Origin of the sequence: Pseudonocardia hierapolitana (assembly GCF_007994075.1) — a bacterium.
GTDB classification, from domain to species: Bacteria; Actinomycetota; Actinomycetes; order Mycobacteriales; family Pseudonocardiaceae; genus Pseudonocardia; species Pseudonocardia hierapolitana.
In genome coordinates this window covers 3,182,850-3,208,957 of record NZ_VIWU01000001.1, presented here as the reverse complement: position 1 = coordinate 3,208,957, position 26,108 = coordinate 3,182,850, and the positions used below count along the sequence as shown (strand labels likewise).

General features: G+C 71.2%; 30 protein-coding genes. 14 read left to right on the top strand and 16 right to left on the bottom strand.

Annotation, left to right across the window (positions count from 1 at the left end):
* Positions 1-9 precede the first annotated feature (9 nt).
* The 3 genes from FHX44_RS15415 to FHX44_RS43240 are packed head-to-tail and all read left to right on the top strand — an operon-like array spanning position 10 to position 985.
* A complete protein-coding gene (locus FHX44_RS15415) occupies positions 10-405 on the top strand; it encodes a helix-turn-helix domain-containing protein (RefSeq protein WP_147256435.1) in 396 nt (131 codons plus the stop codon).
* Entirely contained in the window at positions 402-863 is a 462-nt protein-coding gene (locus FHX44_RS15410; RefSeq protein ID WP_147256434.1) for a protein-tyrosine phosphatase family protein, read from the top strand. The genes FHX44_RS15415 and FHX44_RS15410 overlap by 4 nt, the downstream gene beginning before the upstream one ends.
* Positions 860-985: a DUF1905 domain-containing protein gene (locus FHX44_RS43240; RefSeq protein ID WP_246170396.1), complete on the top strand. Its 126-nt coding sequence runs from the start codon at positions 860-862 to the stop codon at positions 983-985. The genes FHX44_RS15410 and FHX44_RS43240 overlap by 4 nt, the downstream gene beginning before the upstream one ends.
* Here the strand turns inward: FHX44_RS43240 and FHX44_RS15405 are convergent.
* Positions 978-1,811, bottom strand: coding sequence for a helix-turn-helix domain-containing protein (locus FHX44_RS15405; protein WP_147256433.1), 834 nt, complete (start codon positions 1,809-1,811; stop codon positions 978-980). The genes FHX44_RS43240 and FHX44_RS15405 overlap by 8 nt on opposite strands.
* Before the next feature lie 68 nt (positions 1,812-1,879).
* Between FHX44_RS15405 and FHX44_RS15400 the strand changes: the two genes are divergently transcribed.
* Together FHX44_RS15400 and FHX44_RS15395 are read left to right on the top strand one after the other, a co-directional pair.
* Complete coding sequence (locus FHX44_RS15400) at positions 1,880-2,845, top strand: aldo/keto reductase (protein WP_212612490.1); 966 nt, start codon at positions 1,880-1,882, stop codon at positions 2,843-2,845.
* Positions 2,846-2,936: 91 nt separating this feature from the next.
* Entirely contained in the window at positions 2,937-3,227 is a 291-nt protein-coding gene (locus FHX44_RS15395) for a DUF1905 domain-containing protein (RefSeq protein WP_147256431.1), read from the top strand.
* On the opposite strand, the gene FHX44_RS15390 is transcribed toward FHX44_RS15395, so the two are convergent.
* Entirely contained in the window at positions 3,214-3,819 is a 606-nt protein-coding gene (locus tag FHX44_RS15390) for a TetR/AcrR family transcriptional regulator (protein ID WP_147256430.1), read from the bottom strand. The two genes, FHX44_RS15395 and FHX44_RS15390, sit on opposite strands and share 14 nt — an antisense overlap.
* A 167-nt stretch (positions 3,820-3,986) precedes the next feature.
* Here FHX44_RS15390 and groL point away from each other — a divergent pair, with 167 nt between their 5' ends.
* The 3 genes from groL to FHX44_RS15375 all read left to right on the top strand — a co-directional run bounded on the left by groL (position 3,987) and on the right by FHX44_RS15375 (position 6,727).
* A complete protein-coding gene (groL, locus tag FHX44_RS15385; RefSeq protein WP_147256429.1) occupies positions 3,987-5,603 on the top strand; it encodes a chaperonin GroEL in 1,617 nt (538 codons plus the stop codon).
* Between the two features lie 62 nt (positions 5,604-5,665).
* Positions 5,666-6,001: a TFIIB-type zinc ribbon-containing protein gene (locus FHX44_RS15380; RefSeq protein ID WP_147256428.1), complete on the top strand. Its 336-nt coding sequence runs from the start codon at positions 5,666-5,668 to the stop codon at positions 5,999-6,001.
* A 60-nt stretch (positions 6,002-6,061) separates the two neighbouring features.
* Positions 6,062-6,727, top strand: coding sequence for a P-loop nucleotide/nucleoside kinase family protein (locus FHX44_RS15375; RefSeq protein WP_147256427.1), 666 nt, complete (start codon positions 6,062-6,064; stop codon positions 6,725-6,727).
* Here the strand turns inward: FHX44_RS15375 and FHX44_RS15370 are convergent.
* Complete coding sequence (locus FHX44_RS15370; protein ID WP_147256426.1) at positions 6,703-7,446, bottom strand: dienelactone hydrolase family protein; 744 nt, start codon at positions 7,444-7,446, stop codon at positions 6,703-6,705. The two genes, FHX44_RS15375 and FHX44_RS15370, sit on opposite strands and share 25 nt — an antisense overlap.
* Positions 7,447-7,462: 16 nt before the next feature.
* Positions 7,463-7,855 (bottom strand): DUF4189 domain-containing protein, encoded by a 393-nt coding sequence (locus FHX44_RS15365; protein ID WP_170308917.1) that lies wholly within the window; start codon positions 7,853-7,855, stop codon positions 7,463-7,465.
* 121 nt (positions 7,856-7,976) lie between these two features.
* Between FHX44_RS15365 and FHX44_RS15360 the strand changes: the two genes are divergently transcribed.
* Positions 7,977-9,089, top strand: coding sequence for an epoxide hydrolase family protein (locus FHX44_RS15360; protein ID WP_212612489.1), 1,113 nt, complete (start codon positions 7,977-7,979; stop codon positions 9,087-9,089).
* Here FHX44_RS15360 and FHX44_RS15355 read toward each other — a convergent pair.
* Together FHX44_RS15355 and FHX44_RS15350 are read right to left on the bottom strand one after the other, a co-directional pair.
* Positions 9,080-10,630 carry an MFS transporter gene (locus tag FHX44_RS15355; RefSeq protein WP_147256424.1) on the bottom strand — a complete coding sequence of 517 codons (1,551 nt, stop codon included), beginning with the start codon at positions 10,628-10,630 and terminating at the stop codon, positions 9,080-9,082. The two genes, FHX44_RS15360 and FHX44_RS15355, sit on opposite strands and share 10 nt — an antisense overlap.
* Before the next feature lie 61 nt (positions 10,631-10,691).
* Entirely contained in the window at positions 10,692-11,255 is a 564-nt protein-coding gene (locus FHX44_RS15350) for a dihydrofolate reductase family protein (RefSeq protein WP_147256423.1), read from the bottom strand.
* A gap of 222 nt (positions 11,256-11,477) precedes the next feature.
* On the opposite strand from FHX44_RS15350, the gene FHX44_RS15345 reads away from it, so the two are divergent.
* Entirely contained in the window at positions 11,478-12,065 is a 588-nt protein-coding gene (locus FHX44_RS15345; protein ID WP_147256422.1) for a TetR/AcrR family transcriptional regulator, read from the top strand.
* On the opposite strand, the gene FHX44_RS15340 is transcribed toward FHX44_RS15345, so the two are convergent.
* Together FHX44_RS15340 and FHX44_RS15335 are read right to left on the bottom strand one after the other, a co-directional pair.
* Positions 12,066-12,512 (bottom strand): TetR/AcrR family transcriptional regulator, encoded by a 447-nt coding sequence (locus FHX44_RS15340; protein WP_246170394.1) that lies wholly within the window; start codon positions 12,510-12,512, stop codon positions 12,066-12,068. It abuts the gene before it with no gap.
* 92 nt (positions 12,513-12,604) lie between these two features.
* A complete protein-coding gene (locus FHX44_RS15335) occupies positions 12,605-12,928 on the bottom strand; it encodes a DMT family transporter (protein WP_147256420.1) in 324 nt (107 codons plus the stop codon).
* A gap of 150 nt (positions 12,929-13,078) precedes the next feature.
* Here FHX44_RS15335 and FHX44_RS15330 point away from each other — a divergent pair, with 150 nt between their 5' ends.
* Entirely contained in the window at positions 13,079-14,362 is a 1,284-nt protein-coding gene (locus FHX44_RS15330) for an adenosylmethionine--8-amino-7-oxononanoate transaminase (RefSeq protein ID WP_147256419.1), read from the top strand.
* Positions 14,363-14,372: 10 nt separating this feature from the next.
* Here the strand turns inward: FHX44_RS15330 and FHX44_RS15325 are convergent, their stop codons facing one another.
* Positions 14,373-14,972 carry a hypothetical protein gene (locus FHX44_RS15325; RefSeq protein WP_147256418.1) on the bottom strand — a complete coding sequence of 200 codons (600 nt, stop codon included), beginning with the start codon at positions 14,970-14,972 and terminating at the stop codon, positions 14,373-14,375.
* A 121-nt stretch (positions 14,973-15,093) separates the two neighbouring features.
* Positions 15,094-16,554, bottom strand: a complete 1,461-nt coding sequence (locus tag FHX44_RS15320) for an HNH endonuclease (RefSeq protein ID WP_212612487.1) — start codon at positions 16,552-16,554, stop codon at positions 15,094-15,096.
* 889 nt (positions 16,555-17,443) lie between these two features.
* On the opposite strand from FHX44_RS15320, the gene FHX44_RS42155 reads away from it, so the two are divergent.
* Complete coding sequence (locus FHX44_RS42155) at positions 17,444-18,235, top strand: LppU/SCO3897 family protein (RefSeq protein ID WP_170308916.1); 792 nt, start codon at positions 17,444-17,446, stop codon at positions 18,233-18,235.
* A 1-nt stretch (position 18,236) separates the two neighbouring features.
* Here FHX44_RS42155 and FHX44_RS15305 read toward each other — a convergent pair whose 3' ends face one another.
* Genes FHX44_RS15305 through FHX44_RS15280 form a run of 6 tightly spaced genes read right to left on the bottom strand, consistent with a single transcriptional unit; the run spans position 18,237 to position 24,039 of the window.
* On the bottom strand, positions 18,237-18,914 hold the full coding sequence (locus FHX44_RS15305; protein WP_212612486.1) for an RraA family protein: 678 nt from the start codon (positions 18,912-18,914) through the stop codon (positions 18,237-18,239).
* A 17-nt stretch (positions 18,915-18,931) separates the two neighbouring features.
* On the bottom strand, positions 18,932-20,086 hold the full coding sequence (locus FHX44_RS15300; protein ID WP_147256414.1) for a mandelate racemase/muconate lactonizing enzyme family protein: 1,155 nt from the start codon (positions 20,084-20,086) through the stop codon (positions 18,932-18,934).
* A 44-nt stretch (positions 20,087-20,130) separates the two neighbouring features.
* Positions 20,131-20,883, bottom strand: coding sequence for an SDR family NAD(P)-dependent oxidoreductase (locus FHX44_RS15295; protein ID WP_147256413.1), 753 nt, complete (start codon positions 20,881-20,883; stop codon positions 20,131-20,133).
* Between the two features lie 35 nt (positions 20,884-20,918).
* Complete coding sequence (locus FHX44_RS15290; protein WP_147256412.1) at positions 20,919-21,800, bottom strand: carbohydrate ABC transporter permease; 882 nt, start codon at positions 21,798-21,800, stop codon at positions 20,919-20,921.
* Positions 21,788-22,726 carry a carbohydrate ABC transporter permease gene (locus tag FHX44_RS15285; RefSeq protein WP_147256411.1) on the bottom strand — a complete coding sequence of 313 codons (939 nt, stop codon included), beginning with the start codon at positions 22,724-22,726 and terminating at the stop codon, positions 21,788-21,790. The genes FHX44_RS15290 and FHX44_RS15285 overlap by 13 nt, the downstream gene beginning before the upstream one ends.
* 2 nt (positions 22,727-22,728) lie before the next feature.
* Positions 22,729-24,039, bottom strand: a complete 1,311-nt coding sequence (locus FHX44_RS15280; RefSeq protein WP_147256410.1) for an extracellular solute-binding protein — start codon at positions 24,037-24,039, stop codon at positions 22,729-22,731.
* 158 nt (positions 24,040-24,197) lie between these two features.
* On the opposite strand from FHX44_RS15280, the gene FHX44_RS15275 reads away from it, so the two are divergent.
* A complete protein-coding gene (locus FHX44_RS15275; protein ID WP_246170393.1) occupies positions 24,198-24,923 on the top strand; it encodes a FadR/GntR family transcriptional regulator in 726 nt (241 codons plus the stop codon).
* 3 nt (positions 24,924-24,926) lie between these two features.
* Positions 24,927-26,084 (top strand): Gfo/Idh/MocA family protein, encoded by a 1,158-nt coding sequence (locus FHX44_RS15270; protein ID WP_147256409.1) that lies wholly within the window; start codon positions 24,927-24,929, stop codon positions 26,082-26,084.
* Positions 26,085-26,108: the final 24 nt, after the last annotated feature.

The following is a 26,108-nucleotide window of genomic DNA, read 5'->3' as shown; positions in this document are numbered from 1 at the left end:
ATAGGGAGTATGAGTGAGTGGTACTCCCTGGAGGATGTTGCCGACCGGCTCGGCCTGCACGTCCGCACCGTGCGCAACTACGTGCGCGACGGGCGGCTGGGTGCGGTGCGCATCGGCAAGCAGTACCGGGTCTCCCACGCCGACCTGCAGGCGCTCACCGGCGGGCCTGCCCAGCCGCGGCAGCTCGAGGTCACCAGCGTCATCGACGTCGACGGCATCGACGCGGGCGCCGCGGAGCGGCTGGCCACGTTCATCAGAGAGCTGCCGAAGCCCGCGCGCGCGCCCCACGTCGACGTGGTGCACGAACCGGAGCGCGACCGGCTCAAGGTGATCGTGGTCGGGTCGGTCGAGGCGAACGTCGAACTGTTGCGCCTCGTGGGTGCGATGGCGCAGGAGGCGGCATGATCGGCCCGCTCTCCGGCGCCACCGCGCTGCCCGACGGCACGCTCGTGCGCGGTCGCGGACGTCGGGAGCCGTTCCCGGCCGGGCCACCGCCGGAGTTCGGCCTCTACCTCGGGCATCCGCCGGACCGGCCACGCCTGCTGCCGGGGCGCCGCGAGGAGTGGCGGCCCGACTGGCCCGCGACGTGGATCGACTGGCCCGACTTCCGCACCCCGCGCGACCCCGCCGCGGCGGCAGCGCAGATCGTCGAGGCGTACCGGCGGGCGCGATCGGGGGAGCGCGTCGAGATCGCGTGTACCGGTGGCACGGGCCGCACCGGAACCGTGATCGCCTGCATGGCCGTCCTCGCCGGGCACCCGGTGGGGGACGCCGTCGCCTGGACCCGGAGCCACTACCGGCCGCGGGCGGTGGAAACCCCTGGTCAGCGGCGCTGGATCGCCTGGTTCGCCGAGCACCGATGAATCGGCGCCACGCCGCGCGGGGCCCGCACTGGCTTCCGGTGCGGGCCGCGCTGTGCACGCTGATCGGCAAGCACGGGGCAGGAGAGGAGGTGGCGTTCCGCCTGGAGCAGCGGTTCAGCTGATGAGCGCGGGTTGCTCGAGCCCGGCAACGGCCTCGGCGGTGGCGGCGTCGGCCGGGAGGTAGGCCACCAGGCGCTGCTCCTCCGGCCCGGGGAGCGTGAGGCTCTCGAAGGCCAGGCGCAGCACGCCCGCCGTCGGGTGCTTCCACTCCTCGACGCCCGTCCACGGCGGCAGCGCGCCACCGGCCGCGTACCGCCGGGCGAACTCGGAACCCTCGGTGATCGACAGCTCGTCGGCGAGCGCCGCAGCCGTGCGATCGCCGAGGTCGGCGGCGGCCCGCAGCGCGGCGGCGCGCTCGTCGGCCACGCGCTCCCAGTCGGGGAACGCCGCGCGTGCCCGGGGATCGCCGAAGACGAAGCGCGCCAGGTTGGGCTCGGTGGCGTCGAACAGCCCGGTCGGCGCCGCGAGGCGGCGGAAGCCGTCGGTGCAGGCGAGCACGTCGCAGTGCGGAGCGACGACCAGCGCCGGGGTGGGTTCGAGCCGGTCGAGCAGGGCGAGCACGGTGGGCCGCACGGTCCGCGACGGCGCCTGCGCCTGCACGCACACCTCGCCCGAGACGACCTTGACCATCCGGTGGACGTGCACCCGCTCCTCGGGCGAGAGGCCGAGCACGTCGGCGAGTGCCCCGATCACCTGTGCGGACGGGCGGCGGTCGCTGCCGCGTTCCAGGCGCGTCAGGTACTCGACGCTGATACCCGCGAGCGACGCCAGTTCCTCCCGGCGCAGCCCGGGTGTGCGACGCCGGGTCCCGGTCGGCAGTCCCACGTCGGCCGGCCCGATCGCCTCCCGCCGGGCGCGGAGGAAGGCGCCGAGCGCGTTGTCGGTCACGCGTCCGAGCGTAGGGGGTCCCTGGCGCGGTCTCCCTGGCGTCGCCGGATCGGCCGACGATCCCGGGCATGAAGTATCGGCTCTTCGGTCGGACCGGCCTGCGCGTCTCGGAGCTCTTCCTCGGCACGATGGTCCTCGACGATCCGCGCGAGACCCGCCGGATCGTCGACGCCTACGCGGACGCGGGAGGCAACGTCCTGGACACCGCATCCGCCTACGGCAACGGGGAGGAGCTGCTCGGCTCCGTCCTCGAGCGCCGTGACCGGTTCGTCCTCGCCACCAAGTACACGCTGTCGCGCGATCCGGGCGACGCCAACGCCGCGGGCAACCACCGCAAGAACCTCGTGCTCTCCCTGGAGCGGAGCCTGCGGCGGCTGCGCACCGACTACATCGACGTCTACTGGGTGCACGTCTTCGACCGGCACACCCCGTTGGAGGAGACGATGCGGGCGCTGGACGACGCGGTGCGCGCGGGCAAGATCCTCTACGTCGGGATCTCCGATGCCCCGGCTTGGGTGGTCGCCCGTGCGAACACGCTCGCGCAGTGGCGCGACTGGACCCCGTTCGCCGGCCTGCAGGTGCCCTACAGCCTGCTGCAGCGCGACATCGAGCGGGAGCTGCTGCCGATGGCGGAGGCGTTCGGGATGAGCGTCGCCGCGTGGGCGCCCCTCGCGTCGGGCCGGCTCGCCGGTGGCTCCCGGCGAGCCGACCCGGCTGCCTTCACCCCCCGCGACAAGGCCGCTGCCGAGGCCGTGCGCGCCGTCGCCGCCGAGCTGGGTGCGACGCCCGCGCAGGTGGCGATCGCCTGGACGCGCAGCAGATCGGCGGCCGTGCACCCGCTCGTCGGCGTCAGCAGGGTCGAGCAGCTCGCCGAGAACCTCGGTGCGCTCGACCTCGTCCTGCCCGCCGACGCCGTCGCCCGGCTGGAGGCCGCGGTGGAGTTCGAGCGCGGGTTCCCCGCGGACTTCATCGCCGAGTGCGAGCCGTCCCCGTTCGTGTTCGGCGACCACGCGACCGCGGTCGTGGGCCGGTAGAAATCCTCCGGAGGGATGTCGAGGACGCCCGGCCACCTTCGACGTTCCGGTTGTGGACGGGCAACCCGGCCGTCCCTGCGGAGGAGGAACGATGACCGAGAACCAGCCCCTCGACCACGAGTTCAGTGCCGTCCTGCAGAAGAGCCCGAACCCGGGCGGTTGGACCTACGTGGTGATGCCCGGCTCGGCCGAGTTCTTCGGCACCCGCGGGCTGGTCAAGGTCCGCGGCACCGTGGACGGTCACCCGTTCCGCAGCTCGTTCATGGCGCTGGGGGACGGCACCCACAAGCTGCCCGTGAAGGGCGACCTCCAGCGGGCGATCGGCAAGGGCCCGGGCGAGACGGTCACCGTGCACCTGGCGGAGCGGATCACCGGCCGCTGACGGCCTGCAGCGCCGGCACGACGTGCGCGAGCGCCTCGCGCAGGGCGTCGGCGAGCGAGGTGGACGGCGCAACGACGAGCCCTCCACCCGCCGGCGTGAGCCACCGGCCCGCGGCCACCCGCGCCGCCGCCGACACCGCGGCCGCGAGCACCGTCGCCCGGAGCTCGTCGATCCCGGTGCGCTCTCCGATCGCGGTGGCGAGCGGCTGCTCGATGGCGGCGACCGTGCCGAGGAACTCGGCGCGCAGCGCCGGCGCCGACGTGAGCAGCGCGAAGGCGTCGCTGCCCGGTTCGGCCTCGGTGACGTACTGCTCGACGACGGCCGCGACCACCGCGTCGGCGAGCGGCTCGTCTGCCGGCCGTTCCCGCAGCGCGGCGGCGATCCGCAGGGCGCGCTCGGCCGAGATCGCGGCGACGATCGCCTGCTCCCGGCTGGAGAAGTAGTTGTTGTACGTCCGGGGCGACACCCCCGCTGCCTCGGCGATGTCGTCCACGCGGACGTTCTCCGGGCCGTTCTCCAGGGCGAGGCGCAGCGCCGCCGCGCTGATGGCCTCCCGGGTGGCGGTCTTCTTGCGCTCGCGCAGGCTGTCCATGCGCGCAGCATACTGCGTGCGCGCAAGTTTGCGTGCGCGCAAGTTTTGGCTATCGTGGTTCTGGCACTCGTGGTGCGCGAGTGCCAGAACGGTGGTCGGCGCCGGTGGGACCCCGGTCCAGCCGTCGCGGGCGCAGGTGCCGTCCGCCCGGAGCGTTGGGAGAAGCAGTGCCGAAGATGATCGCTTTCGACGAGGAGGCGCGCCGCGGGCTCGAGCGTGGCATGAACACCCTCGCCGATGCCGTGAAGGTGACGCTGGGCCCGCGCGGCCGCAACGTCGTGCTGGAGAAGAAGTGGGGCGCGCCCACCATCACCAACGATGGTGTGTCGATCGCCAAGGAGATCGAGCTCGAGGACCCCTGGGAGAAGATCGGGGCCGAGCTGGTCAAGGAGGTCGCCAAGAAGACCGACGACATCGCCGGTGACGGCACCACCACCGCCACCGTGCTGGCCCAGGCCCTCGTCCGTGAGGGGCTGCGCAACGTCGCCGCCGGCGCGAACCCCATGGCGCTGAAGCGGGGCATCGAGAAGGCCGTCGAGGCCGTCTCCGAGGCGCTGCTCAAGTCCGCCAAGGAGGTCGAGACCAAGGAGCAGATCGCGGCCACCGCGTCGATCTCCGCGGCCGACGCCACCATCGGCGAGTTGATCGCCGAGGCGATGGACAAGGTCGGCAAGGAAGGCGTCATCACCGTCGAGGAGTCGCAGACCTTCGGGCTGGAGCTGGAGCTCACCGAGGGCATGCGCTTCGACAAGGGCTACCTCGCCCCGCACTTCGTGACTGACGCGGAGCGGATGGAGGCCGTCCTGGACGAGCCCTACCTGCTGTTCGTCGCTTCGAAGATCTCGAACGTGCGTGATCTCCTGCCCGTGCTGGAGAAGGTGATGCAGACGGGCAAGCCGCTCGTGGTGGTCGCCGAGGACGTCGAGGGGGAGGCGCTCGCGACGCTCCTGGTGAACAAGTTGAAGGGCGTGTTCTCCTCGGTGGCGGTGAAAGCCCCCGGCTTCGGCGATCGTCGGGAGGCGATGCTGACCGACATGGCCATCCTCACCGGTGGCGAGGTGATCTCGGAGAAGGTCGGCCTCAAGCTGGAGAACGCCGACCTGGGCCTGCTCGGCCGCGCCCGCAAGGTCGTGGTCACCAAGGACGAGACCACCATCGTCGACGGCTCCGGCGACGCCGACCAGATCGCCGGGCGGGTCAACCAGATCCGCTCCGAGATCGAGCGCACCGACTCCGACTACGACCGCGAGAAGCTGCAGGAGCGGTTGGCCAAGCTGGCCGGCGGCGTCGCGGTCATCAAGGCAGGCGCGGCCACCGAGGTCGAGCTCAAGGAGCGCAAGCACCGCATCGAGGACGCGGTGCGCAACGCCAAGGCCGCGGTCGAGGAGGGCATCGTCGCCGGCGGCGGCGTCGCCCTGATCCAGGCCGGCGCGGGTCTGTTCGAGGGCCTGGGCCTGGACGGTGACGAGGCCACCGGCGCGAACATCGTCAAGGTCGCGCTGGAGGCCCCGCTCAAGCAGATCGCGGTCAACGCCGGCCTCGAGGGCGGCGTCGTCGCGGAGAAGGTCCGCGGCGTGAACGCGGGCGAGGGCCTGGACGCGGCCACCGGCGAGTACAAGGACCTGATCAAGGCCGGCATCATCGACCCCGCCAAGGTCACCCGCTCGGCCCTGCAGAACGCCGCGTCCATCGCGGCGCTGTTCCTCACCACCGAGGCCGTCATCGCCGACAAGCCGGAGAAGGAGAAGGTCGGCGGCGATCCCGCGGGCGGCATGGAGTTCTGAGTCCCCGGACGGCGGGGTGGTTGCGACACACGAGACGCAACCGCCCCGCTACGCTCGGCTGGGTGATCTGTCCGAAGTGTCAGAACCGGATGCATACCGTCGACAAGCAAGGCGTACACATCGAGCAGTGCCAGGGCTGCCGGGGGATCTTCCTCGACCGTGGCGAGCTCGAGCAGATCGCCAACGCCGAGCGGAGCTTCTACGGTGGCCACGCCGGTGCGCCCGGCCACTACGCCGACTCACCCCCGCCCCACCAGCGGCACGGAGGCGGGCGCTACAGCGACTCGCCGCCCCCGTACGGGCATCAGCGCGGCCACTACAGCGACTCGCCGCCGCCCTACGGCCACCACGGGGGGCAGAAGCGCCGCAAGGGCTTCCTCGACGAGCTGTTCGGATGAGCGAGGTTCGCCGAGCGGGCAGAGAGCGCTGAGCGAGGCTTGCCGAGCGAGCATTCGGCGTTGAGCAGCCACCGCCCGGTCGACCTGCAGATCTGCCTCGGGTGCGCTGCCCGGTTCACCGACCCGGTCGTCGCACCCGATGCACCGGTGCTGATCTGCGCCGACTGCGGACACCGGCAGCCGTTCCGGCGGCTGCCGCTGTTCGCGCTCACCGGCCCGAGCGGGGCGGGCAAGTCCACGGTGGCCCGCCTGCTCCCGCAGGCCTTGGCCGACGTGGCGGTCGTGGTCGAGCAGGACGTGCTGTGGGCCGCAGGCCTGCAGGATCCGGCCGACGACTTCGCGGGCTTCCGCCGGGTCTGGCTGCGGATGGCCGCGATGATCCACCAGAGCGGGCGACCGGTCGTGCTGGTCGGCACGGTGGTGCCGGAGCAGTTCGAGCGGCGTCCGGAGCGCGTCTTCGTCGGGGACATCCACTACCTGGCGCTGGTGGCCGAGCCCGACCTGCTCCGGTCCCGGCTGCGCGCGCGTCCGGCCTGGCGGGGCTGGGACGAGCCGCGGATCGCGGAGACGGTGGAGTTCAACGACTGGCTGCGCCACAACGGGCCGGCCCTCGACCCTCCCGTCGATCTGCTCGACACCACCACGCTCGAGCTCGCGGAGACCGCGCGGCGGGTCGTCGAGTGGGTGCGGCGTGGCCTGGATCAGGCCTGCAACGCTGACCCGTAGAGGGTTTCGAGCGCCTTCCAGTGCCGTTCCTCTGCGGTCGGGTCGTACGTGTCGTTGTCCGGCACCGCGAACCCGTGCTTCGCCGGGTAGAACTCCACGGTGTGCCGCACACCGGCCTCGGTGAGCGCCGTGTCGAGCAGCTGCGCCTGCTCGGCCGTGAAGTGGTCGTCGTCCTGCGCCCCGGCCACGTACACGGTGGCGGTGATGCGGCCGGCCGCGAGGTGCGGGCTCTGCGGGTCGTCCGCCACGGCGATCCGCCCCCCGTGGAACGACGCGGCGGCGGCGACCTCGTCCGGGTGCGCACCGGCCGTGATCAGCGACATCCGGCCGCCCATGCAGTAGCCCGTGGTCCCGGCCGCGGTGCCGGCGACCTCGGGCCGCGCCAGCAGGAAGTCGAGGTAGGCGCCGCTGTCCGAGGCGATCCGCTCCGGCGTGAGCTTGCTCGAGTACCCGGCCATCCGCGCGAGCTCGTCGGGCACGGTGAACAGGGTGGCGACGTCGAACGGCGACCACTCGCCCTCGCGGTAGTAGACGTCCGGCACCAGCGTCACGTAGCCCATGCCCGCGAGCCGGTCGGCCATGACGCGCTTGGTCTCCCGCAGCCCGCCCGCATCCGGGAACAGGAGCACGCCCGGCCAGGGCCCGTCGCCCTCGGGCACGTGCAGGGATGCGCGACAGTTGCCCTCGGGTGCGCTGATCTCGACGTCGACGCGAGCCACCCGCTCACCCTATGGCTCAGCGGTGGGCGCCGCTGCAGGCGTACGCGAGCACGCGCGCGCCCTTGCCCGGGGTCGAGCGCACCGCCACGCGCTTGGCCTCCTCGAGCGACGCGGCGTACCCCCAGCCCCACGCGAGGTTCTTGGCCTGGGCCACGGCGGCGCAGCCGTTCGTCACGCGCACGGCCTCCTGGCAGTCGCTCGCCCCGCACTTCCTGACCGCGGCGCGCGCCGCCGCCGAGCCGGAGGGGTGCTCGTAGGCGTAGCCGATGTTGCCGGTCTGCACGGAGATCGCGATGGCGGCCCACGTGTTGGGTGCGGCGCTCGCCGGGGCGGCGCTCAGGACCATGGCGCCCGCCGCGAGTACCACCGCCGCGGCGGCCCGGGTGATCGTGGAACGGATGCGCATCATGGTCGCTCTCCCTCGGTGTCGTTCGCCTGCTGGTGGGGACGACCGCCCGGGGCGTGGATCGGTTGGGTGCGCGCTGAAAGAGGACGGGATGTGACCGCAGCCCGGCCTAGCGTCACCAGATGTGATCGAACCGTTCCGCATCGCCGTGCCCCAGACCCACGTCGACGACCTGCACCGCCGCCTGGAGCGGGCGCTCTGGCCCGACGAGCTGCCGGACGCCGGCTGGGAGTACGGCGTCGCGGCCGGTCACCTGCGTGACCTGGCGCGGCGGTGGCGCGGCACGTACGACTGGCGGGCCCACGAGGAGCGGCTGAACGAGCTCCCGCAGTTCGTGACGGAGATCGACGGCCAGAACGTGCACTTCGCGCACGTCCGCTCGACCGACCCGGCCGCGGTGCCGCTGCTGCTGACTCACGGCTGGCCCAGCACGTTCGCCGACTTCGCCGGGATCGTCGAGCCGCTGGTCACCGGCGACCCTGCCTTCCACCTGGTGGCGCCGTCGCTGCCCGGCTTCGGCTTCTCCGGTCCCACCCGCGAGCGCGGGTGGGACGTGCGCCGGATCGCCCGCGCGTGGGCGGAGCTGATGCACCGGCTCGGCTACGAGCGCTACGTCGTACAGGGCGGTGACTTCGGCTCGTTGATCTCCCCGGAGGTGGCGCGGGTGGCGCCCGAGCACGTCGCCGGCGTGCACGTCAACGCGCTCGTCACGGCCGTCGACTGGACCGCTGCGGACCCGACCGCCGGGCTCGATCCCGATGACGTGGCCCGCCTGCAGGCCGGGGCCGCCGAGTGGGCGGAGCGCGCCGGTTACGCCACGATCCAGTCGACCCGCCCGCAGACGCTCGCCTACGCCCTCACCGACTCCCCGCTCGGCCTGCTCGCGTGGAACCTGGAGTGGTTCGTGGACTACGACCCGACCCGCGCAGTGCAGACGCCGGTGGACCCGGACGCGTTCCTCACCGACGTCTCGATCTTCTGGTTCACCCGCACCGCAGGCTCGGCCGCCCGCCTCTACAAGGAGGCCGGCAGCGCGTTCTACGGCGGGAAGCGGGTGGAGGTGCCCACGGCGGTCGCGGTGTTCCCCGGCGACGGGGCGCTGCGCGCGCTGGCCGAGCGTTCCCTGTCCGTGGTGCGGTGGACCGAGTACGAGCGCGGCGGCCACTTCGCGTCGCTGCAGGCACCCGACCTGCTGGTGGCGGACATCCAGGCCTTCGTCCGCGGGCTTCAGCAGTAGGACGGTTCGGGTTCGGGCTCCTGCTGCTCGGCCTCGCCGTCGCGCAGCGCCACGGCGGCGACCACCGCGATGCCCGCGGCGATGACCCCGGCCGCCGCGGAGGTCAGCTGCAGCCCCGCGACGAACGCCTCGCGCGCAACGTCGACCAGTGCGGTCGCCGCGGGCTCGGGCAGGTGCGCGGCCGCCGAGATGGCCCCGCCGAGCGTGTCGCGGGCGGCGTGCCCGGCCTCGTCCGGCACGGCGGCGGGCAGGCCGGCCGCCACGCCGTTGCGGTAGATCGTGGCGCCGATGCTGCCCAGCACCGCGATCCCGAGCGCCCCGCCCAGCTCCGCGGCCGTCTCCGAGATGCCCGAGGCCGCGCCCGCCTTCTCCGTGGGGGCGGAGCCGACGACCATCTCGGTGGTCAGGCCGAACACCGGGCCCATGCCGAGGGAGATCACCACCGACGAGACGACGATCGCCACGAGCCCGCCGTCGACCTGCACCGTGGTGAGCACGAACAGCCCGGCCGACGCGGCGGCGAGCCCGCAGGCCACCACGTTCGCGGCCCGGATGCGCTGCAGGTAGCGCGGCGCGAACTGCGAGCTGACGACGAAACCGAGCGCGCCCGGCAGCGACCACAGGCCGGCCTGCAGCGGCGACATCCCGGCCACCAGCTGCAGGTACTGACCGATGAACAGGAAGTACCCGATCATCACGAAGATCGCCAGGAAGTTCACGACGAGCGCGGCGTTGAACCTGCGGATCCGGAACAGGGCGACGTCGATCATGGGGTCGGCGAGCCGCTGCTGGCGGCGCACCCACAGCGCTCCGACGACCGCGCCGCCGACGATGCTGAGCACCGGCTCGATCGCGATCCCGTCCTGGGCGATGCCCTTCAAACCGTGCACGATCGCGAGCAGGGCGACGACGGACATCGCGGCACTGCGCAGGTCGAGCCGGCCCGCGCCCGGGTCGCGGTACTCGGGCAGCACGCGGGGGCCGAGCACGAGCAGTGCGCCCATCACCGGCAGTGCGAGCAGGAACACCGATCCCCACCAGAACGCCTCGAGCACCAGCCCGCCGAGCACCGGCCCGATCGCGCTGCCTGCGGAGAACGCCCCGATCCAGATCCCGACGGCGAGCGAGCGCTGCTTCGGGTCCTGGAACATGTGGAAGATCAGCGACAGCGTGGACGGGGCCACGGTGGCTCCGGCGATCCCGAGGAGCGCTCGGCTGACGATGAGCATCTCGGGGGTGGTGGAGAAGGCCGCGAGCACCGACACGGCTCCGAAGGCGGCTGCGCCCACCAGCAGCAGCCGCCTCCGGCCGATCCGGTCCCCGAGCGTGCCCATCGTGACGAGTGCACCGGCCACCATGAAGCCGTAGACGTCGATGATCCACAGCAGCTGCGTGCTCGTCGGCTGCAGGTCCTCGCTCAACGCGGGGATGGCGAGGTGCAGCACCGTCAGGTCCATCACGTAGAGCAGGCAGGCCAGCGCGAGGACGGCGAGGCCGATCCACTCGCGCCGACCGGCCCGCACTGGCTGCGCCGTCGTCATCGCTCTCGTTCCTCCGGGCTCGTCGGGATCTCGGAGGTAGGACCCGCGGCGGCTGGGAAACTCATCGGTCGTAGGTGAGGATCACCGTTCCGCCCTCCAGAGTCCGGGTGCCGGTCAGCGTGAAGCTCGTGGGCGTGAAGTCGCCCGTGAACAGCGGGATCCCGGCCCCGGCCACCACCGGGTAGACCTTCAGGACGATCGAGTCGATCTCCGCGAGCAGGGTCCCGGCGAGCCGGGACCCGCCCATGAGATAGATGTCCTTGCCGTCCTCGGCCTTGAGCTCCCGGATCCGGCCGACGACGTCGGTCGAGATGATCTCGACGGCGGGATCCTCACTCTCGTAGGTCGTGGAGACCACGTACTGCCGCAGGTGCGCGAACGGGCTGGTGACCCCGATGTCGAGGGCGGCCTGGTAGGTGGCGCGGCCCTGTACCCCGACGTCGAAGTTCGGGTTGGGGACGTCCACCCCGAGCTGCTCGCGCACGTGGGTGGGCAGGGCGTCGGGGTAGGCGGTGCTGAGGAACTCGATCACGTCCGGCGTGACCGGGTAGAAGTCGGCGCTCCCGTCCGGGGCGGCGATGAAGCCGTCGATGGTCGTGCCGACGTAGTAGACGAGCTTTCGCACGCTCGGGCCTTTCCTGTCGTGGTTTCGGTTACCTGTTGCCGCGGGGGCGGAGCACGGGCCGGGGACGGGGCAACGGGCGCGGCTTGGTGGCCTGCTGCGGACGGTGCGGGCGGGGCTGCGGGACGGGTGTGGCTCGCATGTGGCGCCTCCTCCGTAGTACTCTGAACGTAGTGGTTGAACTGTAGTACTACACCTGAAGTGGTGTCAACGGAGGAGATGCGGATGCGGCAGAACCCGGCTCGGCGGGCGACGCTCCTGGACGCGGCGATCGAGGTGCTGGCCAGGGAGGGGGCGCGCGGGCTCACCTTCCGCGCGGTCGACACGGAGGCGCAGGTGCCCGTCGGCACGGCCTCCAACTACTTCAGCAGCCGCGACGAGCTGCTCACCCAGGTCGGCCACCGCTACTACGAGCGGCTCGAGCCCGACGCCACCGTGCTCGAAGCCGCGCTCTCCGGGCCCCGGGACCGCGACCGGGTCACCGAGCTCATGTGCGACATCGTGAAGCGGGTCACCGAGTTCCGCTCCGGTTACCTGGCGCTGTTGGAGCTGCGCCTGGAGAGCACGCGCCGGCCCGAACTGCGCGAGCTGCTCAGCAAGCGGATCCGCGCCGACCTCGACTTCAACATCCGCAACCACGAGGAGTCCGGCCTGCCGGGCGACGCCACCACCGTGGTCGTGCTCTACCTGGCGCTGAACTGGCTGATCCTGGATCGGCTCACGCTTCCCGACCTCTTCCCGGAGGGACAGGTCGACGACCTGGTCACCGAGATCGTGGAGCGCATCCTGCCCGGGCCGCGGCGCTCGGCCTGATCAGCAGCCGAGGACGCTCGCGAGCACGGCGCGCACCTCGTCGGCGCTCGGCGGGTCGCCCGCGAGGAAGCAGCGGAGGAGCAGTCCGTCGACGGTTGCGGCCGCGGCCGCCCGGCGCACGGGGTCGGCGACGTGGGGGGCGAGGTAGGCGTCCAGGGCGGCCGTCCAGCGCTCGATCTCCGGCCGTAGTTCCGGACGGCGGGCGGCGATGAGGAAGAGCTCGTACTCCGCGGCGGCGTGCGCTCGCAGGGAGCCGTTGCTCTCGGTGATCACCCGGGCCAGCGCCCCGATCGGGTCGGGATCGCGCGTGCACTCGTCGAGGTGGCGCAGGTAGTCGTCGTTGCAACCGGCGAGCGCCGCGACGAGCAGGTCGTCGACTGTCGGGAAGTAGTAGGTGACGGCGCTCGGCGGGACGCCCGCCTCCTGCGCGACCACCCGCTGGCTCACGGCTGCCACCCCTGCTCGCTCGATCACCCGCATCGTCGCGTCGAGGAGCTGTCTGCGGCGCTGCTCGCCCTTGCGCCTGCGTCCGTCGGTGATCAGTGCGCCGCCCCCAGCTCGAGGGCGAGCACGCCGGCGATGACCAGCGCGATCCCGCCGACCTGCACCACCGTCATGCCTTCCCCGAAGAACACGGCGCCTGCGACCGCGACGAGTGCGACCCCGGCCGCCGCCCACACGCCGTACGCGACGCCGATCGCCATTCCGCGCGTCAACGCCTGGGACAGCATGCCGAACGCGACGACGTACCCGATCACGACGACGACCGACGGGACGAGCCTGGAGAAGCCCTCGGAGAGCTTGAGTGCGAGGGTCGCGACGACCTCCGACAGGATCGCGCCGACGAGGAAGAGCCAGGGCACGGGGCCTCCAGTGCAGAAACCTGAGCGAATGCTCCAGATTCTACTGGAGCGCTCGCTCAGGTTTCTGGTGAGCTGGGTTACGTCCAGGTGTCGGCACGGGGCGCGGGGTGCTGGCATCGTCGGGTGCCCACGGACCACGGAGGAGACCGCGTGCTCACCCCCACCCAGCTGCTCGAGCTCGACCGGAAGCACGTCTGGCACCCGTATGCGCCCATGCCGGGGGTGCGCCCGCCGTACCTGGTGGAGTCCGCGGCGGGGGTGCGGTTGCGGTTGGCCGAGCCGGTCGACGGGGTGCGCGAGCTGGTCGACGGGATGTCGTCGTGGTGGTCGGCCATCCACGGCTACGCCCACCCCGTGCTGGACGAGGCCGTGCGCGACCAGCTCGGACGGATGAGCCACGTCATGTTCGGCGGGCTCACCCACGAGCCGGCGATCCGCCTGGCCACCACTCTCGTCGAGATCACCCCGGAGCCGCTGCAGCACGTCTTCCTCGCCGACTCGGGGTCGATCTCCGTCGAGGTCGCGATCAAGATGTGCCTGCAGTACTGGCGCTCACGCGGACGTCCCGAGCGGCGGCGGCTGCTCACCTGGCGGGGCGGCTACCACGGCGACACCTGGCACCCCATGTCCGTCTGCGACCCGGACGGCGGCATGCACCACGTCTGGGCGGGCGCGCTGCCGGAGCAGGTCTTCGCCGACGCGCCGCCCCGCGAGTTCGAGCCCACCTACGTGGAGCACCTGGCGGCCGTGCTCGCGCGGCACGCGCACGAGGTGGCTGCCGTCATCGTCGAGCCGGTGGTGCAGAACGCGGGCGGCATGCGGTTCCACTCGCCGCGCTACCTCCAGGCCCTCCGCGAGCTCGCGGACGCCCACGACGTGCTGCTCGTGTTCGACGAGATCGCTACCGGCTTCGGGCGCACCGGTGAGCTGTTCGGCGCCGATCACGCCCGCGTGAGCCCGGACGTCATGTGCGTCGGCAAGGCCCTGACCGGCGGATACCTCTCGATGGCCGCCACCCTGTGCACCCCGGATGTGGCCGAGGGGATCTCCCGCGGCGAGCTGTCGGTGCTCGCCCACGGTCCGACGTTCATGGGCAACCCCCTCGCGGCGGCCGCGGCGAACGCGTCGCTCGGCCTCCTGCTCGGTGGCGACTGGCGTGGCGGGATCTCCCGGATCGAGAAGGGGCTCCACGCCGGACTGGAGCCGGCGCGCGACCTGCCCGGAGTGCGGGACGTGCGTGCCCTCGGCGCCATAGGTGTGGTGCAGCTCGACCACGAGGTCGACATGGCGGCCGCGACCGCCGCCGCCGTGCGGGAGGGGGTGTGGCTGCGCCCGTTCCGCGACCTGGTCTACACGATGCCGCCCTACGTCACCGACGACGACGACCTGGCCCGCATCTGCGCGGCCGCGGTGGCCGCGGCAGCGGTGGGTTGAGGTTCCCGAGTCAGAGGATCCCCCGCACATCTCGATCGTCGTGCCTCGGAACCAGCCTGTCGATCAGCCGTTCATCGACGTCGTCGAAGTCGAAGGAATCGGGCACCTCGTCGAGCTTCCCGCGCTCGTCTCGTCGCCAGCGGACCCCGGCTGCGTCGGTGAAGGCGATCGCGACATGCAGCTTGTTCGGGTCCATGTGGAGGGCGTTCCGTTGATCGAGCACGACGCGCAGGGCGTTGGTGAGTTTGCGAGCGGTATCAGCCGGGGTGGGACCCTGCGTGCCTCGTTCTATCGCAACCGAGAACGGAGGTTCCTCGCCTGCTATGCGCACGGTGAGGCGGTAGACGGGTAGGCCGCTGCTGTTCGCTGCGTGCACGGTCCAGCTGTTCCGTCCGCGATATACCCAAACCGCTACCTTGCTCGCCTGCCACTGGCGTTCGCTCCGCGCTCGCCGACGTTCGTCTTCGGCATGGGCGGTCAGCTGACGATCGATCGCTCTTTGCTGAGTCCGGTAGCTCCCGACGGCCACGATTCCGGCGAACAGGGCGGCACCGAAAGCGCAGACCGTACCTGCGGCATTCACCCAGTCCGCGACCGACCCCAAGTCCACGGATCGACCCTAGCGAGCTTCGGGCCGCGATCGTTCCGAGACGACGCTCCGCGCCCTCACGGGGGCGGTCCTGTGCGTTTGGGATCGACACGGCGCCGCGCACGCCCGTTCCGTGACTGGTCTACGCGATACCGCCCTGTGTCACCGACGACGACCTGGCCCGGATCTGCGCGGCCATGGTGGCCCCGGCGGCGGTGCGTTGATCGCCGCGGTGTGGTGACGTCCCCCGGGCTCGGCGAGCCCGCGGCCCCGGCGGCCGGCGTCGGTCGGAGGACGAGTGGCCGGGCGGTGGGGGTGCGGTGCTGCGGTAGCCGTGCCCGGTCGGTGTGGTGATCCGCAGCGTGTGCCGCGACCCGGGCTCCGGCCGAATTTCCCAGCCGGGTGCCTGGCGGGCGTAGTTGCACTGGGCGCAGGTCCCGTTGCCGTTCTCCGCCGAGGTCGCCCCGCCCTGGTGGTGGGGTAGGGCGTGGTCGATGTGGCGGATCGGGGCGTCGCACCACGGGGTGGTGCAGTACTGGTCGCGGATCTCGATGAACCGGGCCAGCCCGGCCGGGAACACCCGCCGGGTGGAGTCCATCCCGACCAGCCGCCCGCTCTCGGGGATGACATACAGCCGCCGCAGCCAGGCGGTCTCGGTTTCGGCGCCCGTCACCGCGAGTCGGCGGGCCAGGCCGGCCGGGATCGGCCCGTACCCGGCCAGCAGCGCCGGCTGCTCACGGCCGTCGCCTTCGCCTTCGCCGAGGAGGGTCCGGTCGGTCATGATCAGGTGGATCTCCACCGGCACCCCGGTCGCGGTGGCCTGCCCGGTCACGCGTTCGACAAGGGTGTCGGCCATCAACTGGCCCCGGGTGCGCCCGTCCCCGGCCGCGATCGCGGTGTCGGCGGCTTCGCGCAGGGCGGCGTGGACGGCGACCCCGTGGGCGACCGGGAGCAGCGCGGTGACCCGGGCCATGACGTCCGGGGCCGGCCGGGAGGTGACCCGCCGCTCCGACTCGGCCTTCGCGCGGCGTCGGGTGTATCCGGCCGGGTCGAGCCGGTAGGCGATCTTGCGGATCTCGGCGGTCAACCGGCGGTCCCCCCACCCGGTCAGCCCGGACGGGTCGGCGCACAGGTGGGCGTCGACGAGCTGGCGGTATTCCTTGGACAGGAAGATTGTTTCCTGGGCGAGCAGGCCGGCCCGCCATTCGGAGATCGCGCCCTGTTCGAGCGCGGTCAGGGTGTGGGGCATCTCGGCGACCAGGACCTTGGCCAACCCCAGGTGCCGGCCACCGCGGTAGGGGGATTCCTGGCGGGCCAGCGCCACCTGCGCGGCCACCCCGCGGCCCTGCCGCTGCGCCGGCATCCCGGTGGCCGCGTGCCCGGCCCGCATCGAGGTGTCCAGGTCGACGGCGATCCGGGCCTGGGCGGCCGCGGCGGCCGACTTCAACCGTTCCAGGGCCCGCAGCTGCTCGATCCGTTCGGTGTCGGGGACGTCCCGATCGAACCGGGCCAGCCGATCGACCCAGGCGTTGATCGTTGCGGAGTTCAGCAGGTCGTCCGGTAGCGCGTCTGACAGCGCGCCCGGCACGGCGTCCGGCGTCACGTTCGGCACGGCGTTCGGCGACGGATCCGACAGCGCGTCCGGCAAGGCATCCGAGGTGGAGTCGCCGCCGCCTCTGCCGGGGTGATTGGCAGTGCGCCCGGCGCCGGAACCGGTGGGTCGGCTGGTGTCTCGAGTAGCGCGCCGCTCAGCATGGCGCGCATTCCTTGCCCTCGGGTATTCGCCGGTGTCGCGGACACTTCTTGGGTCTTCCCGTGAGGGCAGGAGTTGGTGGGGTTGGCGCGGTTCTCGACATGCCTCCAGTTACGCGAACAGATGTTCGACCCGTAGGTCTTTTCGGGTGATCGGGGTGTTCACTATTGTGAACGCGGCTTGAGTGGGGAGAACGTGTCCGGTCGGGTAGGTGGCCGGGTGGGAACTGCCGATTCCGTGGTTGCGTTGCGCGGTGCTCGCCTTGCCTCCCGGGCCCGCGTGCGAGCCAGTCCGGTTGGGAGCGAGGCAACTAGCGTGTGGTTGCGCTGCGAGGGAGGGGTCGGGACCACAGGATAGTTGCGTGGGCACCCGGCGGGGACGGTCTCGTCGTGCACCGCCGTGCCCTCCAGTCGGGGACGGCTGTCAACGCGACCACGTCATTCGGTGGTGATGCCAACCGGACCAACAGGTCGAGGTGACGGAGCGGCGGACGGAATCGTCAGCGCACGGGTCCTGAAGCGGGTAGCGATTGCCTGCGCGCCCGAGTCGGGAACGGCGCGCCCACCGGCATGATCACCAGTTGGGCGCATTCCCATCCCAAATCCGTCCAAGAATGCGCCGAACCGCTGATCATGGACGCACCGCAGGGCGTGGCTCGGCGTCTGTGACCTACATCTCTTCGACCCAACGTGTGAGCTTCCTGTGAGTCTTCAAGAGTGATCGATGAGGGGGAAGCGAGATGGTGGTGCGCGTCCTGTTGCTGCTCGCCGTGGCGATCCTGGCGGGCGGCGGTCTCACCGCCTGCTCGACGGGACCGGAGACGGGTGACTGCGTCGAGAAGTCCGAGGACTCCTACGTGAAGGCCGACTGTGCGGCTTCGACCCTGCGCGTCCTCGAGAAGCTCGACGACTTCTCCGGTGACTGCATCGCCGTGGCGGGGGTGACCGAGAGCTTCTCCGACTCCGGCTCGGACTCGACGCTCTGCATCGGCCCACGTGATGTCGATCCCGCCTCGGCGATCAACGTGGCGAAGGAGGGCGACTGCGTCACGGGTGCCGCGGCGAACTCCGAGGCACGGAAGGTGGACTGCGCCGATCCCGGCGCCGAGACGGTGGTGCTCCGGCGCATCGAGGACGCCACGACGATCGCGGGCATCGACCAGTGTTCCGACGTGCCGGGCACCAGCACCAGCTACAGCTGGGACATGGTGACGACCGGCGACCAGAACGGGCTCGGCTCCCTCGACGGTCTCGCCGCGGACCTGCTCTTCTGCCTCGGTCCGGTGGGCGTCGACCCGAACACCTCGCCGGACACCGCACAGGTGGGCGACTGCCTGGCCACGACGTCGGGCACCCCGGGCTACGCGAAGGCGGACTGCGGGGCGCCCGACGCGGCTTACCGCGTGGTCGAGCGGGTGGACAGCGGCTTCTTGGGCTTCGACCTCGCCTGCGGTTCGAATCCCGAGGTCACGGCCGGTCTCGAGAGCGGTCAGGGCCTGGACGGCTACGTCCTCTGCCTGGCCCCGAGGTGAGCTACAGCCGCCCGTACTTGTTGTAGACGTCGATCACCGGGACGCCGGCCTGGACCTCCTCCCGGACCTTGTCCTCGATGTCCTTCGCCTCCTCGGACTTCGCGAGCACCTCGTCGAGGGCGTCCTTCGGGATGACGAGCACGCCGTCCTCGTCGCCGAAGATCCAGTCGCCCGGGTTCACGCGAACCTGGCTGGTCGTGGTGCCGGTCATCGAGATGGGGATCTCGATGTCGTGGATCCGGGAGCGGCGCAGCGACTCGATCGGCGAGGTGTAGCGGGCGAAGACGCCCAGGCCGTCGATCTCCCGGACGAGCCGCCCGTCGCGGATGCCGCCGTCGATGACGACGCCGGTGGCACCACGGGCGCGGCTGGCGTTGCTCATGAGCTCGCCCCAGATGCCGCTCTGCCGCTCGCCCGCCGCCCCGACGACCACGACGCAGCCGTCGTACATCTGCGTGAAGACACCGAAGTCGGCCAGCTTGGTGTTCGGGGGCATCTCGTCCCGCTCCCGCATGTCCGGGCCCGCCATCACGGTGTACGCGGGCCCTGCGACCTGCATGGAACGGTCCAGGGGCGCGATGGCGAGGTCGAGGCACTGATGGGGCAGCCCCATCTCGTCCATGATGTCGTAGACCACCGCGGAGTAGAGCGCCTTCAACCGCTTCGCGGTCTGTGCCACGTCCATACCGCTCCCGGTCACTCGAAGATCCCGAAGCCCGGGACGGCGTGCTTGCGGACCCCGTCCATGTTCGGCTCGACGCCGATGCCGGGCGTTTCGGGCAGGGTGATGTAGCCGTCCTTGACGATCGACCCGCTGCCGTCGGGTGCGGTCACGTAGCTGTCCCACACCTCGCGCTCCTCGAGGGCGTGCCACTCCTGCACGAGGAAGTTGGGGATCGAGGCGCACTGGTGGGCCGTGGCCATCGTGCCCAGCGGCGTGGAGACCAGGTGCGGGGCGAACGGTACGTAGTGCATCTCCGCGAGATTGGCGATCTTCTTGGCCTCGGCGAGGCCGCCGCACTTGGGGACGTCCGGCTCGATGACGTCGACCGCGCCCTTCTCCAGCAGCTCCCGGAAGCCCCACCGCAGGTAGAGGTTCTCGCCTGCGCAGATCGGGGTGCGGGTCTGCGCGCGCACCCGCACCAGCGCGTCGATGTTCTCGGCCGGGATCGGCTCCTCCAGCCACATGAGGTTGAACGGCTCCAGCTCCCACGAGATCTTGCAGGCGCTGGGGACGTCGTAGCGGGCGTGCAGGTCGATGGCGAGGTCGACGTCGGGGCCGATGGCCTCGCGCACGGCCGCCACCCGCTCGACCATCGAGCGCAGCTCGGCGGCGTTCACGGTGTGGTTGTAGGCGTCGAACTTCGCCGGGTGCGACAGGTTGTCGATGTCGAACTTGATGGCGGTGAAGCCCTCGGAGACCATCCGCTGGGCCCGTTCGACGCAGCCGGCCACGGAGCCGGCGGGGTCGTCGCCGTCGCCGCAGTCGGCGTAGAGCCGGATGCGGTCGCGGAACTTGCCGCCGAGCATCCGGTGCACCGGCTGGCCCGCCGCCTTGCCCGCGATGTCCCACAGGGCGAGCTCGATCCCGCTCATCGCGATCACGAACACGCCCGCCTGCGGGCCGGCGAACACGCGCCGCCGCAGCTTCTCCCAACACCGCTCGACGTTGCGCGGGTCCTCGCCGATCAGGAGGTCCTTGAACGTGTTGATCAGCCCGACGACGCCCCCCGCCCCGGCGTCCGGGTTCGCCTCGCCGTAGCCGGTGATGCCCTCGTCGGTGTCGATCCGCACCAGCGTGGCCTGGCCGTGGTAGGCCACCACCGCCGTCGTGACGTTGACGATCCTCATGCTGCTCCTTCTGACGGAACTTCCCCCAACAGAACTGCCGTGTCCTAGCCGATGAGCTGGCCGCCGGACACGTTGATCTCGATGCCGACGGCGTGCCGCGCGCGGTCGGAGGCCAGGAAGACGACCCAGGCGGCGACGTCGTCGGGCTGGCCGACGCGCCCGATCGGCGTGTTCGCCTGCACCCGCTCGTAGGCGCCGGGCTCGGACAGCCAGCCCTTGGTCATCGGGGTCTCGATGTTGCCGGGCGACACGCAGTTGACGTTGATGTTGTGCGGTGCCGCGAAACGCGCCAGGTCCTTCGTGTAGGCGAGGATGCCACCGAAGGCCGCGTCGTACCCGGGGATGTTCGCGACGGTGCCGTGCGCCGTGAAGGAGCACATGTTCACGATCTTCCCGTAGCGCCGCTCCATCATCCCGGGGAGAACGGTCTGGCACCCGAGGAAGACGCCGGTCAGGTGCCCGTCGATCTGGCGGCGCCACTCGTCGTCGTCGGTGTCGAGGTGCCCGCTCACCGGGCCGGGTGCCGGGCCCGCGATGTTGCACAGGATGTCGATCTCGCCGATGTCCTCGCGGACCCGGCGCGCCAGGTCGGTCCACTGGTCCCGCTTCGCGACGTCGAGCCCGTAGCCCCGGCACGCGCCGCCGAGCTCCTTCATCACCGCCGTGACACCGGCTTCGTTGATGTCGGCGCCCGCGACGTGCGCGCCCTCGGCCGCGAGGATCGTCGCGACCGCCCGGCCGAAACCGGACGCGGCGCCCGTCACGATCGCCACCTTGCCGTCGAGTGATAGGTCCACGAGTTCTCACATCTCCTTTTCGACGAGGTCGGCGCTCAGCCGCGGACCGCGCCCGCGACGAGGCCCTTGACGAGGTAGCCCTGGGCGAACCAGACGAAGAGCAGGGTCGGGACGACCATCAGCACCCCGGCTGCCGACATCGGGCCCCAGTCGATGCCGAACTGCGTGACGAAGTTGGTGAGGCCGACCGGGAGGGTCTGGGCGGCCTCGCTGGACGTCAGGGTGAGCGCGATGAGCAGGTCGTTCCAGGTGAACAGGAAGGTCAGCACGGCGCTCGCCGCGAGCCCGGGACCGATCAGCGGGGCGACGACGAACACGAGCTTGCGGAACACGCCTGCGCCGTCGATCTCGGCCGACTCCTCGATCTCCTTCGGCAGGTCCTGGATGAAGGCCATCAACAGCCAGATCGCCACCGGCAGCTTCGAGGCCGCGTGGGTCAGCACGAGTCCGAGCACCGTGTCCAGCAGCCCGACCCCGGAGAACACCGCGAAGAGCGGGATGGCGAGCGCGATGACCGGGATCATCCGCATCACCAGCAGCACCGTGATCACGACCTTGATCCCGGGCAGGCGGAACCGCGCGAGGACGTACGCGCACGGCAGGGCCAGCACCGTCACCAGCGCCACCGTGGCCAGCGACACCACCACCGAGTTCGTGACGTAGTCGGCCATCTCGTACTCGGTGAAGACCGTGACGTACTGCTCCAGGGTCACCGTGCTCGGCGTCAGCTGCACCGGCACGGCGAACAGCTCGTCCGAGGTGCGCAGCGACGTCAGCACCAGCCAGACCAGCGGGAAGATCGACAGGATCACCGTGAAGACCAGCACGGCGTAGCGCGCCACCAGGCCGGCCGTCGCGCCCGGCCGCCGAGACCGCACCGCGATGGGTGCGGGGCGGACCCGAGTCAGTTCTGCCATGTCGCCGCCCTCCGCGCCGTGAGCCGGGGGATCCCGTAGAGGAGAGCGAGGACGATCAGCGAGAGGACGAGCGCCACGTACGACACCGCCGCGGCGTGGCCGAAGTCGACGCTCTGGAACGCCAGCTTGTAGGCCTCCACGGTGAGCAGGTTCGAGGCGTTGCCCGGCCCGCCCTGTGTCATGAGCCAGACCACGTCGAAGGTCCGGAACAGGTCGATGATCCGGATCATCAGCGCGATCACCACGACCGGCCGCATCAGCGGCAGCACGATCGCCCAGAACGTGCGCCATGCCGACGCCCCGTCGACCGCGGCGGCCTCGAGCGGCTCCCGGGGGATCGCCTGCAGCCCGGCGAGGAACAGCAGCACCAGCAGCGGCGTGTTCTGCCAGGCGTTGGCGATGATCACCGAGACCAGTGCCCAGCCGGGGTCGGACAGCCACGGGATCGCCGGGAGCCCGAGCCGCACGAGCGTGGCGTCGATCAGCCCGTACTGCTCGTTGAACAGCCAGCGGAAGTTGAGGCCGACCACGGCGGGCGCGACCATCGGCGGGATCAGGAGCAGCGTGCGCGCCGGCCGCAGCCCGCGCAGCTTGCTGTTGAGCAGTACGGCGATCGCCATGCCGCCGACCACCTCGATCACCAGCGACGCCACGGTGAAGACCACCTGGTTCCGCAGCGTCTGCATGAACGAGCTGCCGGTGAACAGGTCGAGGTAGTTGCCCAGCCCGACGAACGGGCTCTCCGCCGTGTTCAGGTCCCAGCGGAAGAAGCTCATGACGAACGAGTGGCCGAGCGGGTACAGGAAGATCACCAGCATGAGGAGCAGCGCGGGCGCCGCCAGCGCGTAGCCGGTGAGCCACTGCGGGGTGACCCGCGAGTGCCGGGCGACCGGCGCCCGGGCCAGGACGTTCTGCGAGACGGCCATGGTCAGCGCAGCGCCCCTGCCTGCTGCAGGATCCGCGTGCTCTCCTCCGCTGCGGCGTCGAGGGCGGCCTGCGGGCTCATCTGGTTGCTCAGCGCGTTCTGGACGGCCGTCTGCACGACGGTGGAGACCTTGTCGAAGCCCGGCACCTTCGGCCACTCCTTGCCGTTCTCGATCGTGGTGCGCAGGTCGGAGAGCCACTGCTGCTCCGGGCCCTGCGCCTTCCCGATCACCTGGTCGGCGGTGGACACGCGGCTCGGGTAGTTCTTGAACTCCGCGTACTGGTCGACCAGGGCGTCCGGGGTGACCGTGAACCGGAGGAACTCCGCGGCCGCGTCCTTCTTCCGGGAGTACTTGTTGATCGCCAGCCCGTGCGAGATCGCGCAGGAGGTCTCCGTCTTGTGGCCCGGCATCGGCGCCGTCGCGAACGACCCGCTCACCGTGGACAGGGCCGGGTCCCCGAAGCTCGCGTACGCGCCCGGCCAGTCGAACACCGCGGCGCACGTCCCGTTCGTGAAGCCTGCGGAGTTCTCGTTCCACTGGTAGGTGACGACGTCGGACGGGGTGATCCGGTGGGTCTGGATGAGGTCGCGGTAGAAGGTGAGCGCCTCGACGCCCGCGGTCGAGTTGAAGGTGACGTTGTTGTTCTGGTCGAGCCACTCGCCGCCTGCCTGCCACAGGAAGTCGGCGAACTGCCGCTGGGCCGGGTCGCCCTGGCCGGGCAGCACGAGGCCGAACCGACCGCCCCCGGTCAGTTGCTGCCCGACGGCCGCGAGCTCCTCCCACGTGGTCGCCGGCTGCACGCCGGCCGCCTCGTAGAGGTCCCTGCGGTAGTACTGGGTGCGCGCGTCCATGTTGCGGGGGATGGCCGCCAGCTCACCGTTGGCCGGGTTCGTCATGTACTTGATGGCGACCGGGAAGAAGTCGGCGATGTCGGCCGCGTCGAAGTGGTTGTTGAGCGGCTCGAAGTGCGGGAAGAACGCGCCGATCTGCGCGGTGTGCGTGCTGTAGACGTCGTACTGGGTGCTGCGGGCCGCCGCGAGCGTGATCTCCTTCGAGGTCAGCGGCGTGAACTGGAGCAGGTCGTAGGTGACCGTGATCCCGGTTTGCTCCTTGAACGCGGACGTGACCTTCTCCCAGTAGGCGGGGTAGCGGTCACCACCCGTGATGAGCAGGGCGTTGATCTCCGTGGCCTTCCCGCCGGAGTCGCCGCCGCCGCACGCGGCCAGGAACGGCCCGGCCGCGGCACCTGCGGCGAGCGCCAGCGAACCGCCGAGGAACCGGCGCCGGTTCAGCGCACCGGACGTCGTGTGCATGGGAACCTCCTCGTCGAGGTTTTCAGCTGCCCTTTCGAACGCCCCAGTGCATGAGCGGGTGACCTGACCGCCAGGGCGGAACTCACCTCGCCTGCGGAGCGGAAGGTTTTCCCGGCGCCCAGGAGCGAGGATGCCAACTTGTCCTATAAGCTGATGACATGCACAGGAGACAAGAGTCGACGGACGCTGTCAAGGTCCGGACTCTCCCGGTGCAGGTGGCCGCGCACCTGACCCGGCGGTTCGTGAACGGTGAGACCGAAGAGGGGCGCGCCCCCTCTGAGCTGGACATCTCGCGTGAGTTCGGCGTCTCCCGCGTGGTCGCCCGCGAGACGCTCAAGATTCTCGCCTCGCTCGACATCGTCGACATCGCCCAGGGGCGTCGGGTGGTCGTCCGGCCGCAGGCCGAGTGGGACTACCTCAGCCCCCTGCTCGCGGAATGGCTCCCGCCGGAGCACGTCGACGGACTGCTGCGCGAGCTGCTCCAGATGCGGGAGCTGCTGGAGCCGGAGCTCGCGGCGATGGCGGCCGCTGCCATCACGGACGAGACGCTGGAGCGCATGCGCACCGAGCTGGACCGGATGGCGAGCCTCGAGTCCGACCCGGACGCCTACCTCGCGGTCGACCACGAGTTCCACATGGAGATCTGCCGGGCGGCGAACAACCGGATCCTCGACCGGATCATGTACTCGGCGCGCTGGCTGGGCACCGCCAGCCGCCGGGTGACCAACCAGGGGAGCCCGGAGAGCCTGCGCAAGGCCACCGAGGCCCACGCGCGCATCTACCGCGCGCTCGAGTCCCGCGACCCGGACGCAGCGCGGGCCGCGATGCGCGAGCACGTACAGGGCAACGCACCGCTGCTCGCCCCGAAGGAGAAGCAGGGGTGAGCCATGGTCGCCGATGAACCGATCCGGCTCGGGCTGATCGGCACCGGGCTGGCGGTCGAGCAGCTGCACTGGCCCGCGCTGCGTCGCATGCCCGACCGGTACGTCGTCACGGCGTTCGCCGACCGCTCGGCCGAGCAGGCGGCCCGCTTCGCGGCCTACAGCGGGGTCGACGGGTCGAGGTACCACGCGGACCACCGCGACCTGCTGGCCCGCGACGACGTCGACGCGGTGCTGGTGTCGGTGCCGATCCCGGTGCTGTACGGGATCGCCCGTGACGCGCTGATCGCCGGCAAGCACCTGCTCTGCGAGAAGCCCACCGGTACCGACGAGGAGCAGGCCCGGGCGTTCCTCGACTTCGAGCGCGAGTTCCCCGACCGGGTCGTGCTCGTCGCCGAGAACTACTTCTACCGCGACGACATCCGTCACGCCCGCGCGCTGCTCGACGACGGCGCGATCGGCAAGCTGCACCTGATGGCGTACCGGCGTGCCGGGCAGATGGTGCCGCGCGAGGGCCGGTTCAACGGCACGCCGTGGCGGCAGAAGCCGCAGTACCGCGGTGGCGTCCACCTCGACGCCGGCGTGCACGACATCGCGCAGATCCGGATGCTCTGCGGCGAGGTGGTTCGGGTGCACGGCGCGGTGCAGTGGGCGAACAGCACGATCGACTCCCCGTCGGACCTCGCCTTGAACCTCATTTTCGCCTCCGGCGCGATCGGCAACTACACGGCCTGCTACTCGGAGGTGCCGGTGCCGGAGGAGCCGAACGACATGCGCCTCTACGGCACCGAGGGCGTTCTCGTGCTCTCCGGTCCTGAGCGGGAGCGGCGGGTCACGCTCACGCGGGCGGACGGCACCACCCGCACCGACGTCTTCCGCGGCATCGACAACGGCTACTACGGCGAGCTCTGCGACTTCGCCGACGCCGTGCGGCACGGCGAGCCGGTGGTGGGCACGATCGCGCAGAGCGTGGCGAACATGCGGATCGTCCTCGCGGCGCTCGACTCGGCCGACGAGGCCACTGTCGTCCCGCTCGACGTGCCCGTCGAGGGTGGGGTGCCGCTGTGGCGCCCGCGCGGCGCCGAGGGCCTGTTCGACGGCCTTCCCGGCGAGCACGAGAACTCCGACAAAGTGACCGTTGACACCCGACCGTGGTCCCCCTAGTGTGACCGCCGTCGCACTACGTGG

Excerpts from the sequence above, each read along its gene's own strand:
- FHX44_RS15395 (WP_147256431.1), top strand. The coding sequence starts at position 2,937 with ATGACCGAGAACCAGCCCCTCGACCACGAGTTCAGTGCCGTCCTGCAG.
- FHX44_RS43240 (WP_246170396.1), top strand. The coding sequence starts at position 860 with ATGAATCGGCGCCACGCCGCGCGGGGCCCGCACTGGCTTCCGGTGCGG.
- FHX44_RS15275 (WP_246170393.1), top strand. The coding sequence starts at position 24,198 with ATGCACAGGAGACAAGAGTCGACGGACGCTGTCAAGGTCCGGACTCTC.
- FHX44_RS15270 (WP_147256409.1), top strand. The coding sequence starts at position 24,927 with ATGGTCGCCGATGAACCGATCCGGCTCGGGCTGATCGGCACCGGGCTG.
- FHX44_RS15345 (WP_147256422.1), top strand. The coding sequence starts at position 11,478 with ATGCGGCAGAACCCGGCTCGGCGGGCGACGCTCCTGGACGCGGCGATC.
- FHX44_RS15400 (WP_212612490.1), top strand. The coding sequence starts at position 1,880 with ATGAAGTATCGGCTCTTCGGTCGGACCGGCCTGCGCGTCTCGGAGCTC.
- FHX44_RS15415 (WP_147256435.1), top strand. The coding sequence starts at position 10 with ATGAGTGAGTGGTACTCCCTGGAGGATGTTGCCGACCGGCTCGGCCTG.
- FHX44_RS15355 (WP_147256424.1), bottom strand. The coding sequence starts at position 10,630 with ATGACGACGGCGCAGCCAGTGCGGGCCGGTCGGCGCGAGTGGATCGGC.
- FHX44_RS15410 (WP_147256434.1), top strand. The coding sequence starts at position 402 with ATGATCGGCCCGCTCTCCGGCGCCACCGCGCTGCCCGACGGCACGCTC.
- FHX44_RS42155 (WP_170308916.1), top strand. The coding sequence starts at position 17,444 with ATGGTGGTGCGCGTCCTGTTGCTGCTCGCCGTGGCGATCCTGGCGGGC.
- FHX44_RS15280 (WP_147256410.1), bottom strand. The coding sequence starts at position 24,039 with ATGCACACGACGTCCGGTGCGCTGAACCGGCGCCGGTTCCTCGGCGGT.
- FHX44_RS15300 (WP_147256414.1), bottom strand. The coding sequence starts at position 20,086 with ATGAGGATCGTCAACGTCACGACGGCGGTGGTGGCCTACCACGGCCAG.
- FHX44_RS15365 (WP_170308917.1), bottom strand. The coding sequence starts at position 7,855 with ATGATGCGCATCCGTTCCACGATCACCCGGGCCGCCGCGGCGGTGGTA.
- FHX44_RS15285 (WP_147256411.1), bottom strand. The coding sequence starts at position 22,726 with ATGGCCGTCTCGCAGAACGTCCTGGCCCGGGCGCCGGTCGCCCGGCAC.
- FHX44_RS15290 (WP_147256412.1), bottom strand. The coding sequence starts at position 21,800 with ATGGCAGAACTGACTCGGGTCCGCCCCGCACCCATCGCGGTGCGGTCT.
- FHX44_RS15390 (WP_147256430.1), bottom strand. The coding sequence starts at position 3,819 with ATGGACAGCCTGCGCGAGCGCAAGAAGACCGCCACCCGGGAGGCCATC.